The organism is Candidatus Chloroploca asiatica (genome assembly GCF_002532075.1).
GTDB classification, from domain to species: domain Bacteria; phylum Chloroflexota; class Chloroflexia; order Chloroflexales; family Chloroflexaceae; genus Chloroploca; species Chloroploca asiatica.
This window is the reverse complement of record NZ_LYXE01000090.1, coordinates 102,718-116,034: the sequence shown is the minus strand read 5'-3', so window position 1 is coordinate 116,034 and position 13,317 is coordinate 102,718. Positions and strand designations below refer to the sequence as shown.

The 13,317-nt window shown below is 54.8% G+C and carries 12 protein-coding genes; 4 read left to right on the top strand and 8 right to left on the bottom strand.

From position 1 onward, the window contains the following. Positions 1-2,187, bottom strand: coding sequence for an ATP-binding protein (locus A9Q02_RS11165; RefSeq protein ID WP_245860499.1), 2,187 nt, complete (start codon positions 2,185-2,187; stop codon positions 1-3). A 209-nt stretch (positions 2,188-2,396) separates the two neighbouring features. On the opposite strand from A9Q02_RS11165, the gene mce reads away from it, so the two are divergent. Together mce and A9Q02_RS11155 are read left to right on the top strand one after the other, a co-directional pair. Continuing rightward, a complete protein-coding gene (gene mce / locus A9Q02_RS11160; protein WP_097653122.1) occupies positions 2,397-2,804 on the top strand; it encodes a methylmalonyl-CoA epimerase in 408 nt (135 codons plus the stop codon). Between the two features lie 12 nt (positions 2,805-2,816). Further along, positions 2,817-3,803 (top strand): DinB family protein, encoded by a 987-nt coding sequence (locus A9Q02_RS11155; protein WP_097653121.1) that lies wholly within the window; start codon positions 2,817-2,819, stop codon positions 3,801-3,803. A 31-nt stretch (positions 3,804-3,834) separates the two neighbouring features. On the opposite strand, the gene A9Q02_RS11150 is transcribed toward A9Q02_RS11155, so the two are convergent. Then, entirely contained in the window at positions 3,835-4,944 is a 1,110-nt protein-coding gene (locus tag A9Q02_RS11150; RefSeq protein WP_097653120.1) for an alpha/beta hydrolase, read from the bottom strand. Positions 4,945-5,092: 148 nt separating this feature from the next. Here A9Q02_RS11150 and A9Q02_RS11145 point away from each other — a divergent pair, with 148 nt between their 5' ends. Beyond that, positions 5,093-5,794: a response regulator gene (locus tag A9Q02_RS11145; protein WP_097653325.1), complete on the top strand. Its 702-nt coding sequence runs from the start codon at positions 5,093-5,095 to the stop codon at positions 5,792-5,794. A gap of 9 nt (positions 5,795-5,803) precedes the next feature. Continuing rightward, positions 5,804-6,886 carry a sensor histidine kinase gene (locus A9Q02_RS11140; protein ID WP_097653118.1) on the top strand — a complete coding sequence of 361 codons (1,083 nt, stop codon included), beginning with the start codon at positions 5,804-5,806 and terminating at the stop codon, positions 6,884-6,886. Here the strand turns inward: A9Q02_RS11140 and A9Q02_RS11135 are convergent. The 6 genes from A9Q02_RS11135 to atpA all read right to left on the bottom strand — a co-directional run bounded on the left by A9Q02_RS11135 (position 6,877) and on the right by atpA (position 13,301). Beyond that, positions 6,877-7,575: a methyltransferase domain-containing protein gene (locus A9Q02_RS11135; RefSeq protein ID WP_097653116.1), complete on the bottom strand. Its 699-nt coding sequence runs from the start codon at positions 7,573-7,575 to the stop codon at positions 6,877-6,879. The genes A9Q02_RS11140 and A9Q02_RS11135 overlap by 10 nt on opposite strands. A 53-nt stretch (positions 7,576-7,628) precedes the next feature. After that, a complete protein-coding gene (gene mreB / locus A9Q02_RS11130; protein WP_097653114.1) occupies positions 7,629-8,639 on the bottom strand; it encodes a rod shape-determining protein in 1,011 nt (336 codons plus the stop codon). A 217-nt stretch (positions 8,640-8,856) separates the two neighbouring features. Continuing rightward, a complete protein-coding gene (locus A9Q02_RS11125; RefSeq protein WP_097653112.1) occupies positions 8,857-9,273 on the bottom strand; it encodes a F0F1 ATP synthase subunit epsilon in 417 nt (138 codons plus the stop codon). 3 nt (positions 9,274-9,276) lie between these two features. Further along, positions 9,277-10,707, bottom strand: coding sequence for a F0F1 ATP synthase subunit beta (atpD, locus tag A9Q02_RS11120; protein WP_097653111.1), 1,431 nt, complete (start codon positions 10,705-10,707; stop codon positions 9,277-9,279). 82 nt (positions 10,708-10,789) lie between these two features. Continuing rightward, the gene (locus A9Q02_RS11115) at positions 10,790-11,665 is read right to left on the bottom strand and encodes a F0F1 ATP synthase subunit gamma (protein ID WP_097653109.1); all 876 of its coding nucleotides are present in this window, start codon (positions 11,663-11,665) and stop codon (positions 10,790-10,792) included. 67 nt (positions 11,666-11,732) lie between these two features. Further along, a complete protein-coding gene (gene atpA, locus A9Q02_RS11110) occupies positions 11,733-13,301 on the bottom strand; it encodes a F0F1 ATP synthase subunit alpha (RefSeq protein ID WP_097653107.1) in 1,569 nt (522 codons plus the stop codon). Between the last annotated feature and the right edge of the window lie 16 nt (positions 13,302-13,317).

Genomic DNA, 13,317 nt, shown 5'->3' with positions numbered 1-13,317 from the left:
TTACACACTATCAGCAAGACGTTGACGAAAGCCAACGTTGACGCCAGGAATAGGAAGAGTAAAAGTAAAGGTCGAACCAGTTCCAAGTTCGCTTTCAGCCCAGATTCGCCCTCCATGCAATTCGACAAGCGCACGGGTAATGCTCAAACCTAAACCCGTTCCGCCAATCCTGCGCGTATTCGTATTATCCACGCGATAGAAACGTTCCCAGATACGTGGCAGATCCTCGGGGGCAATGCCAAGTCCCTTGTCACTAATGGCAATCCGGATCCACCTCCCTGGTGGATGATCAAGCGGCAGGTCTGCTTCGTCAGTCTCCTTGATGGCCAACACAATCTGCCCACCATTAGGGCTATACTTGATCGCATTGGTTAAAAGATTGAAGATAATTTGCTTCACTTTGTCACGATCAATATAGACTGGTGGTAAGTTATGGGCCACATCGAGCAACATACGATGACGCGCCAGTTGGGTGTTGAGTTGCGTTGTCAACTCGGCCACAATGCTATGGAGTGAGGTGAGCCACCGATTGAGCTGAACTTTGCCCGCTTCAATCCGCGAAATGCTCAGCAAGTCTTCAACAAGTTGCGAGAGACGACTCGCTTCATCAAAGACTGTTTGCATAAACTGCATCCGGTCAGGTGCCGTGAATTCACGGTTCAACAAGAGTTCAGTATAACCGAGGATGGAGGTTAATGGTGTGCGCAGTTCGTGGCTGACCATCGAAACAAATTCGTGTTTGAGGCGATCGGCTTCGCCTTCGCGGGTGACATCAGTCACTGCCCAGAGCCGTCCGGTGATCCGGTGCTGGCTGTCAGAGGTTGGCACCGAGAGGATTTGTAGGTTTTGATTCGGATTGACCAGGCGCACACGGGTTGTCTGTAGTTCGGCAGGGTTGCGCTGACACCGGGTGAAAAATTCGGTCAGGCGCATCGGATCCTGCAGGCGCGGTAAGAGTAGTTCGACGAGATCAAAACTGACGTGAAAGGGCGAACGGGTCAGTGCCCCGCGAAAGCCCCAGATTTCACTCCAGGCAGGGTTCGCCCGCAATACCTTGCCACTTGCATCAATCAATGCCAACCCCGTTGGCAAACTGGCAAAGACTTGACCAAGATAATTGGCACTCTCAAGCGCTTCCTGGTAATGAATGGCCCGGTTGAGCGGGTTGGCGACCCGGCGGCAGAGGGCACGCATAAAACTCAGTTCATCTTCACCAAAGGCATTTGCCCGCGTACTGTGCAATAAAATGATGGCGGCAGGACGATCACCAAGCAACACTGGTGCCGCAAGTTCGGTTCGTGCGCCTGCCCAGGTCGGCTGTAGCCCGGTCTGCGTTGTGTGATCCCGTACAAGTACGACCTGCCCAGTGTGGGCCGCCTGACCCGCCGAGCCTGCTTCCCAGTTAAACCGCTGTCGGCCCTGGTTGGTCAGCCCCTGCTGCAAAGATGTTGGATAGCCTTCGGCCAGTTGCAGGATCAACTGACGCCGTTGGTGATCGACAAGCACAATCGCTCCGGCGTCAGCCCCGGTTGCCTCGATGGTACGTCGTAACAGTAAACTCAATAATTCATGCAGATCGAGCATCTGTTCTAGATTTGTATCGAGTTCACTCAATTGCTGGCGACGTTGTGGTTCAAGGGTGAGACCAGTTGGTGTCTCACTCACGGGCACAAGACCAGCAGGGACTGGCTCACGCCGCCCTTCCCGGGCAATCGCAATGGCTAACTGAGGCAGCAAGCCTGTGAGCATTTCACGTCCGAGGTTGACTAGGTTGGTACCGGTGGGGGCGCGTAACTCGATGACACCCCATAAACGCCCGCCCCAGAAGATCGGTGTGCCAAGGTAGGCTGCCTGCATGACTGGCAAATCACCATCTCCAGCCGCCTCGTTGCTCAGTACAATTGTCCGACTCTCAAAAACTCCGTTCAGAGCCACCCGCCGTGTGAGTGCTTCATCCCACGGATAGGGCCAACCACGGGCAGAATAGTATTGCTGGCGAGCTGTGCCAGGTTGAGCTGACTGGAGCCAACATGTTAAGCGCGCATCACGAAAACTGACTGGCCCGCGCAAGAGTTCAAACACACGATGAACACGCTGTTGGAGCGGCTGATCTTCGTACAGCAACCGGGTTGCTTCGGCCAGCAGCATTAGGGCCTCTGTAGCTTGCTCAGGCTGTACACTCAGCATAAAGGAAGACCGTACAATAATGTAGGGCAGTGAAAACTCTACAACGTGTCCACCATATCATTGTTTGCATTGTACTCTCTCATGGGCACTGACGCTATGGTTTAGTTTACAAAAAAGTGACGTAGACCCAGATTCATCTGCCAGATTTGGCGAGACAGGGTATAATAGCCTGTATCTGAGCGTTGGTTACTATGCACAAAGGAGTACATATGTTCACGGTTATTGATCACATTGGCTTTGCTGTTCATAATGTCGAAGAGGCGATTGCTTTTTACAGTCAGGCCTACGGCATCACCGAGTGGGAGCGCATCAGTCTGGACGATCGCCATATGGCCGTTGGGGTTGCCCGCCTTGGTGAAACTTTGATCGAATTGATTGCCCCGACCTCAGATCAAGCGGCCTTCTCCAAGTTTCTACGTGAGAAAGGTCCTGGCATTCACCATATTGCCTATCGCGTTGATGATATCGCTGCCTCGCTCGCTGAACTTCAGGCACGCGGTGTTCCGCTGATCGACAAACAGGCACGTCCAGGTATCCATAATACACTGGTCGCCTTCGTGCATCCCAAAGCCGGTTCTCAGGGTGTCCTGACGGAACTGGTACAACATCAGCATTAAAGCAAGTGAGCCATGAATTCTGATCAAGAAGATTATCGGAAGTTGCTCTGCAGTACCAGCATGGGCTACACAGCCTATTATGTCTGGTCACTCCAGGCTCGCCGTGAGCGCAAATACAATGTCTCTCGCTTACTCGCCGCCCTCAGCAGTATGAAGCGGGTGCGGGCCGAACAAGCCTTTCGTGCGCTCGGCGAAGTGGGCAAAACACGCCTTAATGTGGCCCACGCACTAGCAGGTTTTGAGCCTGATATGATCGCCTCCGGGCCAGTGACCGGGATCAGCACCCTCCCACGGGAATTGCTCGAACGGGCGGCCCAGGCTCTTGGCGAAGGCCGTGATCTTGTTGCCGAAGAGATGGGCGATCTTTTTGTCTGTGGGAGTTGTGGCGAGCTTATGGAAGGAGCCCCGGCCACCTGTGATGTCTGTGGTACGGTGCGCGAGGGCTTTCTTAGTTTCCGTGCCACCGAGTCAATGGGGACGCTTGGCCCGCACACTATTGTCCGGCAACTTGAACAGACCTGGGGAACCCTCCAGGCTCTGGTGGCTGATCTCAGCGAAGAGCAACTGGCTACCCCGGCTGTGGGCGCAGCTTCGATCAAAGAGCAGGTCGGTCATCTGACGGATATGGATGTGGTTTTTCGCGAACGGGCCTGGTTGATCCTTGAAACAGATACCCCTCAGTTGCCCAATGCCCATCCGCCAACCCTGGTTCAGGCTGCTCGTTATCGTAACCACCCGATGATCGATCTCATGGAGGCTTTCTATACCAGTCGTGAGCAGACCATCGATCTGCTCCGTGGTCTGACCGTGGCTGCCTGGCGTCGTACCGGGCACCACACGATCTTTGGCACAATCCCCCTGACCCATCAAGGCAACTGGATTGTTGATCACGAAAAAGGCCACCTCATCGAGATGGCCCAGATCCGTCATGACCTGCTTGATCACCGTACTCTCTCGCTCCCCCACAGCCTGGTCTTTGAAATTCTCGAGGGCGAGTAAGCCTTCAGTATGCGCTCTTCGTTTGTCCTTTTCACGACCTTCCCAGATGCTTCGCAAAGAAGTCGAGTACCACTTGGAAGTTGGCGGCATCAAAGAACTGTTCGCCGCCGTGACCAGCACCTTCAATCGATATAAAGGTCACGTTCTCATCACCCTGTGCCGCCACAAGCGCATCATAGAGCAAGACACTCTGTTGCGGTGGCACATTGCAATCAGCCGTTCCATGCTGGATCAGGAATGGCGCATCATTGGCATCAATGTAAGTAAGCGGGTTAACCAGCTGCGCTTGCTCTGGTACGCTTTGAATAGGAGCACCAAGCAATTGCGACTCGGGTGAGTTGGCTTCATCATGGGTTTGCGGACAACTTGTCCCAGCAAATTGAGTGTCCATCTGGAGAAAATCAGTTGGGCCAAACCAGTCCACCACGGCCTGCACACAACTCGACTGATCTGCGTTGCCTAACTCAGCACCTTCTAATGCAGCAGCATCACACGATGTACCCAAAAGCGCAGCCAGATTTCCACCTGCTGAAGCGCCCCACGCACCAACACGCTCGGGATCTAATTGGTACGTTACCGCATTCGCACGAAGCCAGCGAACAGCAGCTTTGGCATCCTGGATTTGCGCAGGTGCTAATGCTTCACTGCTCAAACGGTAGTTGATACTCGCAACGGCATAGCCCGCTTCAAGCAATTGATCAATGCCCGTCGTAGCCATCGCATCCGCTTTATCACCGAGCATAAAGCCACCGCCGTGAATAGTCACGATGACAGGAAACGGGCCTTCACCCTCAGGAACATACAGGTCAAGTTGCTGTGCGGTAGAGATGTTTGCATAGGCGGCATCTTTCACGATGGGGGTGGCTGTGGTGGCAGGCATACTGCTACCCGGCCCACCAGGCATTACACCTGCGGGGCGTCCACCAGATGGCATCTGTGCAGCAGGAGTAGAACTTGGCTGCTCGGTAGTCGCTACGGAAACCTCCGCCGTTGGGGCGATCATGGTGCCCTCAACTGGAACGGCTGAAGGCGCCGTTGGCGAAGCAGGGGTTGCACCGCACCCGGCAAGCGCAACTACGGCAAGGGTAAAAACCAGACTCAGCATGGCCAACCGACGTTTGAGCATAATCCTATCATTCATGGTGATCGCATCCTCCCGTCATATAGAGCACTCGTACACCAGCATAACAAGCGAATCTCAAGAAAATCCGTAGATTGTCTCGAAGCTTTCTAAAGAAATGGCCCCATTTCTTCGGAGTTTCTTCAGCATGATGTGCTACGATATGCCTATGAAGCAGCGCATTCTAGTCGTTGACGATGACCAATCAATCGCCCATATCTTGCAGAGCTATCTCGAGCAGGCTGGCTATCATGTGCTGACGGCACACGATGGCAACGCAGCCTTGCAAGCAATGCGCTACGATCAGGTTGATCTCGTTATCCTTGATCTCATGCTGCCAGGCCGCGATGGCTGGTCGCTCATTCGTGTCGCACGTTCTGATGCGATCCTTGGTGCCCTACCAATCATTCTGGTGACCGCACGTATTGATGAAGGGGATAAGATCCTAGGCCTCGAACTTGGTGCTGATGACTACATTACCAAACCATTCAACGGGCGCGAGGTGGTTGCTCGTGTTGGCGCTCTCCTTCGCCGCCGATCCCTTGATCTGCACGGCTCTGTCACGCCCCGTACGCTCAGCGCTGGGGAACTTTGTCTCGATTTGGATCAGCATAGCCTGACCATTCAGGGGCAGTCGGTTGAACTCACGCGTACCGAGTTCAAACTGCTTGAGGCACTGCTCGAACATCCTGGCTATACCCTCACCCGTGATGATCTGCTGGAACGAGCGATGGGGTATGCCTACGAAGGTATGGGCCGCGTGCTTGATACACACATCCGCAATCTGCGCCGTAAAATCGAACCCGATCCCAATAATCCGCGTTATATCTGTACGGTCTATGGCGTCGGTTACCGCTTCACTAAACAGTAGGAACAGTCTATGAATCGCCTCTGGGTACGCTTTAGCGTGCTGATCGGAGGGGTGCTTTTTGCGGTCTTTTTCCTCCAGTTCCTCTCCATCATCATCCCACATACCGCTGGTTGGGAAGAACCCCGTGGCGATCCGCCTGATGCAGAGATTGCCAGCCGTTTACTCGAGTTTATGGCACTCTCTGCGTTGGTAGGTCTCGCTAGTGGTATCGTTATTGCTCGCGTGGTTAGTGCTCCGGTAAGTGCCATAGCCCAGGCTGCTCGGCAAATCGGCTCAGGCAACTTGGCGGTGACTGTCCCAGTCTGTGGCAGTGAGGAATTGCAAGATCTGGCCCGGACGTTTAATAAGATGGCAGATGAATTGCATCAAGGCGAGATCGTACGCCGCAATCTGATGAATGATATTTCGCACGAGTTACGCACACCATTGGCCGTTCTCGAAGGCAATCTTCGCATTGCGTTAGACGAACTCACCCCGCTCGATGGAGCTGCCATCGCTCACCTCTATGGTCAGACACGCCACCTAACCCGCCTTGTAACTGACCTTGGTGAACTCGCGCTCGCTGAAAGCCATCAGTTGCCACTTACACGCCAATGGACTGACCTGAGCGATCTTGTAACCGAGAGTCTCCAAGCTCTTACGCCACTTGCCGACGAAGCAGGTGTGCGCTTGACCAGTCAGCTTGTAAGCTTGCCTCGCTTGTGGATCGACCCACTCCGCATACGGCAAGTGCTCTTTAATCTGCTCACGAACGCACTACGACACACACCTTTCGGGGGAAGTGTTACGGTGGTGACGAGCGTTGATGAGCTATGGATCCGTCTTGAAATACGGGATACCGGTGAAGGGTTGACCCCAGAACAGCTCGATGCGATTTTTGAGCGCTTTTACCGCGCCGATAGCTCGCGGAGTCGAGGCACGGGAGGAACCGGTCTCGGCCTGGCAATCGTGAAAGCCATCAGTGAAATGCATGGCGGCAACGTGAGCGCCTCGAGCGCGGGCAAAGGCCATGGCACGACATGTACCGTAACCCTGCCGATCAATGATCCTGCGCAACCCCTCCAGATGCCGGCACACCAGGCTCAGACGTAGCTCCGCCCAACAGCCTTACGCAAGAGGCGGCGTGCGCGAGTACGCAGGCTCCGCGCCCCAAGGGCGGCAAAAAAGAGGCCGATCAGCACCAGGGGGTTACGGCGCGGGCGAACAAGTTCACGCAGTGCAACCGGATCACGGAGTGGTAACGGTGACGTTTCGCGTACCTCTACCTGCAAATTGTCACCGTGCCATTCACGCTCAACCCAGAAGAGGTCGGGCATGCTGCGCTGGAAAAAATAGTAGGCTGGATTATACTCATAGAGATAATCAAACAACTCGCCAAAGGGTTCGGCAGGTTCTTTGGGGTGCAATACGAGCGTGTCGCCAACGAGGTTGACATACCAGCGGTGAAAGGACCAGTGAAAGAGGCGCTCGGCAATTTCTGACGGACTCTGGATATAACCGGCGGCACTGGTACGTTGCAACTCACGCGCAAATTGCTTGGGGTCGTCCATATGTTCAAGGATATGCGAACAGATCGCATAAGCAAAAGCCCCATCCTTGAACGGCAAAAAGTGCGCATCAGCTACCACAAACGGGCGATCGACCACCAGATCGCCGCCGCGTTCGCGATTATCTGACCCCAAAAAACGATCCACCAGGACATTCGACCGTGGATTCGGATTATCCCCACTCCCAATTTCAAGCACAAGCCCATCGCTGGGCGGGTTACACGACTGTTTCATATTGCTACCGCCAAAGCCCGCATCGATGGGCCAGGGTCAGAGCCCCTTGCCCGTCAATTCAAATCATCCCCACTGAGACTATCACGCAGAATATCGAGGTTTTCGAGAGCCAGGCCTGTGCCAATTGCCACACAGGAAGCCGGCTGATCAGCGACGTAACATGGCACACCGGTGACTTCGGTGAGCAGTTCATTGATGCGGCGCAGCATCGCACCACCGCCGGTCATCACCATGCCTTTATCAATGATATCCGACGACAGTTCCGGCGGGGTTTCGACCAGTACCGCCCGCACCGCATTGACAATCGCCTCGAGGGGTTCCTGGATCGCTTCGGTGATCTCATTCGAGTCAATTTCGATGGTTCGCGGCAAACCAGCGACCTGGTCACGACCGCGCACCTGGGTGGTCAAAGGTCGTTCGAGGGGGAGCGCCGAACCAATCTCGATCTTGATACTCTCGGCCGTACGTTCGCCAATGAGGACATTATATTTTCGTTTGACATAAGCTGCGATCGCTTCGTCAAATTTATTACCGCCGACCCGCACCGAAGTACTGACCACAATATCATTGAGGGAAATAACGGCCACCTCGGTTGTCCCTCCACCGATATCGATAATCAGATTGCCCGAGGGTTGGGCAACTGGAATATTCGCCCCGATGGCGGCGGCCAGTGGTTCACGGATCAGAAAAGCGCGCCCAGCCCCGGCCTCGAGCGCGGCATCACGAACCGCACGCATCTCGACGCTTGTCACACCGGCTGGAATACAGATCATTACCTCTGGCTTGGCTACCCGAAAGCGCCCTGCCGCTCGCATGATGAAATATTTCAGCATAGCTTCAGTGACAACATAGTCGGCAATGACACCATTGCGCATCGGGCGCACCACTTCAATGCTCTCGGGTTCACGCCCAAGCATAGCCAGGGCCTCGGCCCCAACAGCGCGCACACGGCCATCGCGGGTGCTCAGCGCCACCACCGACGGCTCAGAGAGCACAATGCCTTTGCCTTTGACATACACGAGGACATTTGCGGTTCCGAGATCAATGCCAATTTTGCGGGCCATAATTTCCCCTGGTATCTACCAACATACACCCAGTAGGTACAGAAAGAGAGCCAAAACATCCCCTATTATAACGTATCTTTAGCTCTCCAAGAACCTTTTCAGTGTATCTGTAGCTGACAAAAAGCTGATGTAACGAGACCAATGATGCGCAAAAGCGAAGGTCAGGGCGTGCCAAACGCTCACCCTGACCCTCTCGCAACACTGTCGAAGGCGAACCTTACTGGCGCCGCCCGATTTCGCGCATACGCATCACCTGGAGGCGTACCATCTCTTTGCGCAACTTGGCTTCGGCGAGCGCCATTTCTTGATCGGTCTGAGCCGACTGACGCAGTTCTTCGGCTCGTTTAATTGCCGCTTCAACCCGAGTGGCATCAATATCATCAGCGCGTTCTACCGTATCAGCCAGAATCGTGACGCGATCGGGTAAAACCTCCATAAAGCCACCCGAAACGGCAAACGGGGTGCGGGTGCCGTCCTTGACAATAGTCAACTCACCAGGCTGTAAGATGGTCAGCAATGGTGCATGGCGGGGCAGGATACCGACGCGCCCATCACGTGTTGGGGCACTGATCAGATCTACCTCATCGGAATATATCTGACGCTCGGCAGTGACAATCTCAAGATGGACTGGCATGGCCTATCCCTTCTTGTTACTCGCTTCATAGGCAGCCACAACTTCCTCGAAATCACCCTTCATATAGAAGAATTGTTCAGGAATATGGTCGCCATCGCCGTTCATCACCCGACGGAAGCTTTCAACCGTCTTCTTGACGGGCACATACTTGCCTGCGAGACCGGTAAATTGCTGGGCCACCGTGAAGGGCTGTGAGAAAAAGAGCTCGATTTTGCGTGCGCGGGAAACCGTCAACTTATCATCATCGCCGAGTTCTTCCATCCCAAGGATGGCAATGATGTCCTTGAGGTCTTTATAGCGCTGCAATACCCGCTTGACATCCTGGGCTACCCGGTAGTGCTCATCGCCAACCACATTTGGATCAAGGATGCGGCTCGTTGAGGCGAGCGGATCAACCGCCGGGAAGATGGCACGTTCGGCAATACTACGCTCAAGTGAAATCGTCGCGTCGAGGTGCGCAAACACCGTTGCAGGAGCCGGATCAGTGTAGTCATCGGCAGGCACATAGACGGCCTGCATTGAGGTGACTGAGCCGCGGCGGGTTGACGTAATACGCTCTTGAAGTTCACCCATCTCGGTGCTGAGGGTCGGCTGGTAGCCCACCTGTGAAGGCATACGCCCGAGCAGTGACGAGACCTCAGAGCCAGCCTGCACAAAGCGGAAAATATTATCCACAAAGAGCAGAATATCACGGCCCTCATCGCGGAAATATTCTGCCATCGTCAGCGCCGTCAGGCCAACGCGCAGACGCGCCCCAGGGGGCTCATTCATCTGCCCAAAGACCATCACTGTCTTGTCAAACACGGTCGAGTTTTCATCAATCCGTGCTTCTTTCATTTCGTGCATGAGGTCATTGCCTTCACGGGAGCGTTCACCCACACCGGCAAAGACCGAATAGCCAGACTGCTCTTTGGCGATATTCGCAATCAATTCCTGAATGACGACGGTTTTGCCCACCCCGGCACCACCGAAAATCGCTGTCTTGCCACCGCGGGTAAACGGAGCCATCAAATCAATAACCTTGATCCCCGTCTCGAAGACCTGGGCCTCGGTGCTCTGCTCTTCAAATGAAGGCGGGGGGCGATGGATCGGACGGCGTTCAACCGAAGCAGCAATCGGTTCACCCCCATCAATCGGATCACCGAGCACGTTCATCACTCGTCCGAGGGTCGCCGGGCCAACCGGCACAGAAATAGCTGCGCCTGTATTATACACGGGCACACCACGCTGCAAGCCATCAGTCGAACCCATAGCAACTGCCTTGACCAGACCATTGCCAAGCTGTTGTTGAACCTCACAGGCCAGGTTCGTTCCATCCTCAAGGGGAATCAACAGTGCGTTATAAATTTCAGGAACGTGATTCTCAAAGCGGCAAGTCACCACCACGCCAAGGATCGCAACCACAGTGCCTTGCTCGCCGGTCGCGTTGGTCATAACATTCACTCCATCTCAGTGTTGCAGTTACAGCGGCATCCACCGCGATTGCTCAGGGGCCTGCCAGCCAGTGCTGACAGCACTATCCATCGGCCAGGGCATTGGCTCCCGAAGAGATCTCACTCACCTCTTTGGTAATTGCCGCCTGGCGAGCCTTATTAAAGGTCAGGGTCAACTCACGTGCGAGATCCTTGGCACTCTTGGTTGCATTGCGCATCGCCACCATGCGTGCCGAATGTTCGCTGGCAATGCTTTCGAGCACGGCCTGATAGATCTGGGTTTCGACATAGCGCGGCAACAATTCTTCGAGCAACTCTTCCTGGCTTGGCTCATAGGTGAAGTCGAGGCGTGGTGCCCCACCTGCTTCAGGTGTTTCCACCGGAACCAGGCGTTTCAGGGCAGGTCGCTGGACAAGCGTATTGACAAACTCACTATAGACAATATACACTTCGCTATACTCGCCTGTCTGCACACGGGCCAACGCTGCCTGTGCCACTCCAAGCACCTGTTCGAGGGACGGAGCATCACCGAGTTTCATGGTCTCAGCGATCACCTTCTGACCGCTGCGCACAAGAAAATCGCGCCCTTTTTTGCCATACGTAAAGCTCTCGACCTGATTGCCTGCCTTATTCTGCTCAAGAATAAAGCGCCCGGTTTGGCGCTGCACATTCGAGATAAGGCTCCCACACAGACCACGGTCAGGGGTCACGACGATCAACCCCACTTTCCCGCTTTCAGGTTGGACTTCCAGCAACGTGCCTTTACGCCCGGTACCAACAATACGGCCGGTCAACTCAGCAATCAATTGACGCATACTCTCAGCGTAGGGACGGGTAGCGACCACATTCCGCTGCGCACGGCGCATCTTCGAAGCCGAGACCATCTCCATTGCGCGAGTGATCTGGGCAACATTCTTGACTGAGCGGATCCGCCGCTTGATTTCACGGCTACTCGCCATGGGATACTCCGAATTGCAGTTTGCTCATGGACGTTACCCTGTCAGGGGCAACGTCCATGCACAAACATCAAGCATAGTTACTCGTGGCGTTAAACTCTTTAATCGCCGACGTAAGCGCATTCTTGACCTCATCCGAGGGGAACTTGCGATCCAGGCGATTATCGCGGATCAGGGTACGCACCTCGGGATGGGCTGTCTTGAGAAAGTTCAAGAAATCATCGCGCCACGTTGTAATAAAGGCAACGGGAATTTCCTCGAGGAAGCCATTGTTGGCTGCATACAGGATGGCGACCTGATCTTCAATGGGCAGTGGATTATACTGGGGTTGCTTGAGCAACTCCTGCATCCGCTGACCTCGCTCGATCTGGGCGCGGGTCGTTGCATCAAGATCCGAGGCAAACTGAGCAAACGCTGCCAGATCGCGGAACTGTGCCAGCTCACCCTTGAGCTTACCGGCAACCGAGCGCATCGCCCGGGTTTGTGCGGAAGAACCGACGCGGCTCACCGAGATACCAACGTTCAAGGCTGGGCGCTGGCCTGCATTGAAGAGGTCGGTCTCGAGATAGATCTGACCATCGGTAATCGAAATGACATTGGTCGGGATATAGGCCGACACGTCATTCGCCTGGGTCTCAATCACTGGCAGGGCCGTAATCGAGCCACCACCATAATCGTCATTGAGACGTGCAGCGCGTTCAAGCAAGCGCGAGTGGAGGTAGAAGACATCGCCGGGATAGGCTTCGCGGCCAGGGGGCCGACGGAGCAGCAACGACACCTGGCGATACGCCACCGCGTGCTTGCTCAGATCGTCATACACAATCAGGGCATCCTTGACGAGTTTCCCATCCAGCGTGACCCCGTTTTCCATGACCTCTTCGGCCATTGAACAGCCAGCATAGGGGGCAATATACTGCAGTGCTGCTGACTCAGATGCGGTTGCTGACACAACAATCGTGTAATCAAGCGCACCATACTTTTCGAGAATACCCACGACCTGGGCAACCTGGGCACGGCGCTGGCCAATTGCCACATAGATACAGACCATCCCCTGACCCTTCTGGTTCAGGATGGTATCAATAGCAACGGCCGTCTTGCCAGTCTGCCGGTCACCGATAATCAACTCACGCTGGCCGCGACCAACCGGAATAAGGGCGTCAATCGCCACAATTCCTGTTTGCACTGGCGTATCAACCGACTGGCGGGTAATTACACCAGGGGCAATGCGCTCGACCTCGCGATAGGCCTTAACCTCAACTGGTCCTTTGCCATCCATCGGCTGACCGAGCGGATTAACCACTCGTCCAAGCAAACTCTGGCCAACAGGAACCGAGATCACCCGTCCTGTCGATGTGACGATATCGCCTTCCTCGATGGACTGATAATCACCGAGGATGATCGCACCAACGCTATTTTCTTCAAGGTTGAGGGCATAGGCAAAGATCGACTCGACACGTCCTGCCTTCGGCGGAAACTCGATCAACTCGGAAGCACGCACCTGGTCAAGGCCGCTAATGCGGGCCACACCATCACCAATTGAGGTGACAGTGCCAACATTAACCTGACGCGGCTCAAATTCAACCCCGCTCGCAATGCCTTGCTTCAAGCGGGCAAGCAATTCATCAGTCATCGTGGTCATCTAGACGCTCCATCAG

What these genes read in the sequence shown, in the direction of transcription:
- A9Q02_RS11135 (WP_097653116.1), bottom strand. Translation starts at nt 7,575, where the DNA reads ATGAAACAGTCGTGTAACCCGCCCAGCGATGGGCTTGTGCTTGAAATT.
- A9Q02_RS11140 (WP_097653118.1), top strand. Translation starts at nt 5,804, where the DNA reads ATGAATCGCCTCTGGGTACGCTTTAGCGTGCTGATCGGAGGGGTGCTT.
- mce (WP_097653122.1), top strand. Translation starts at nt 2,397, where the DNA reads ATGTTCACGGTTATTGATCACATTGGCTTTGCTGTTCATAATGTCGAA.
- atpA (WP_097653107.1), bottom strand. Translation starts at nt 13,301, where the DNA reads ATGACCACGATGACTGATGAATTGCTTGCCCGCTTGAAGCAAGGCATT.
- atpD (WP_097653111.1), bottom strand. Translation starts at nt 10,707, where the DNA reads ATGACCAACGCGACCGGCGAGCAAGGCACTGTGGTTGCGATCCTTGGC.
- A9Q02_RS11125 (WP_097653112.1), bottom strand. Translation starts at nt 9,273, where the DNA reads ATGCCAGTCCATCTTGAGATTGTCACTGCCGAGCGTCAGATATATTCC.
- mreB (WP_097653114.1), bottom strand. Translation starts at nt 8,639, where the DNA reads ATGGCCCGCAAAATTGGCATTGATCTCGGAACCGCAAATGTCCTCGTG.
- A9Q02_RS11115 (WP_097653109.1), bottom strand. Translation starts at nt 11,665, where the DNA reads ATGGCGAGTAGCCGTGAAATCAAGCGGCGGATCCGCTCAGTCAAGAAT.
- A9Q02_RS11150 (WP_097653120.1), bottom strand. Translation starts at nt 4,944, where the DNA reads ATGAATGATAGGATTATGCTCAAACGTCGGTTGGCCATGCTGAGTCTG.
- A9Q02_RS11165 (WP_245860499.1), bottom strand. Translation starts at nt 2,187, where the DNA reads ATGCTGAGTGTACAGCCTGAGCAAGCTACAGAGGCCCTAATGCTGCTG.
- A9Q02_RS11145 (WP_097653325.1), top strand. Translation starts at nt 5,093, where the DNA reads ATGAAGCAGCGCATTCTAGTCGTTGACGATGACCAATCAATCGCCCAT.
- A9Q02_RS11155 (WP_097653121.1), top strand. Translation starts at nt 2,817, where the DNA reads ATGAATTCTGATCAAGAAGATTATCGGAAGTTGCTCTGCAGTACCAGC.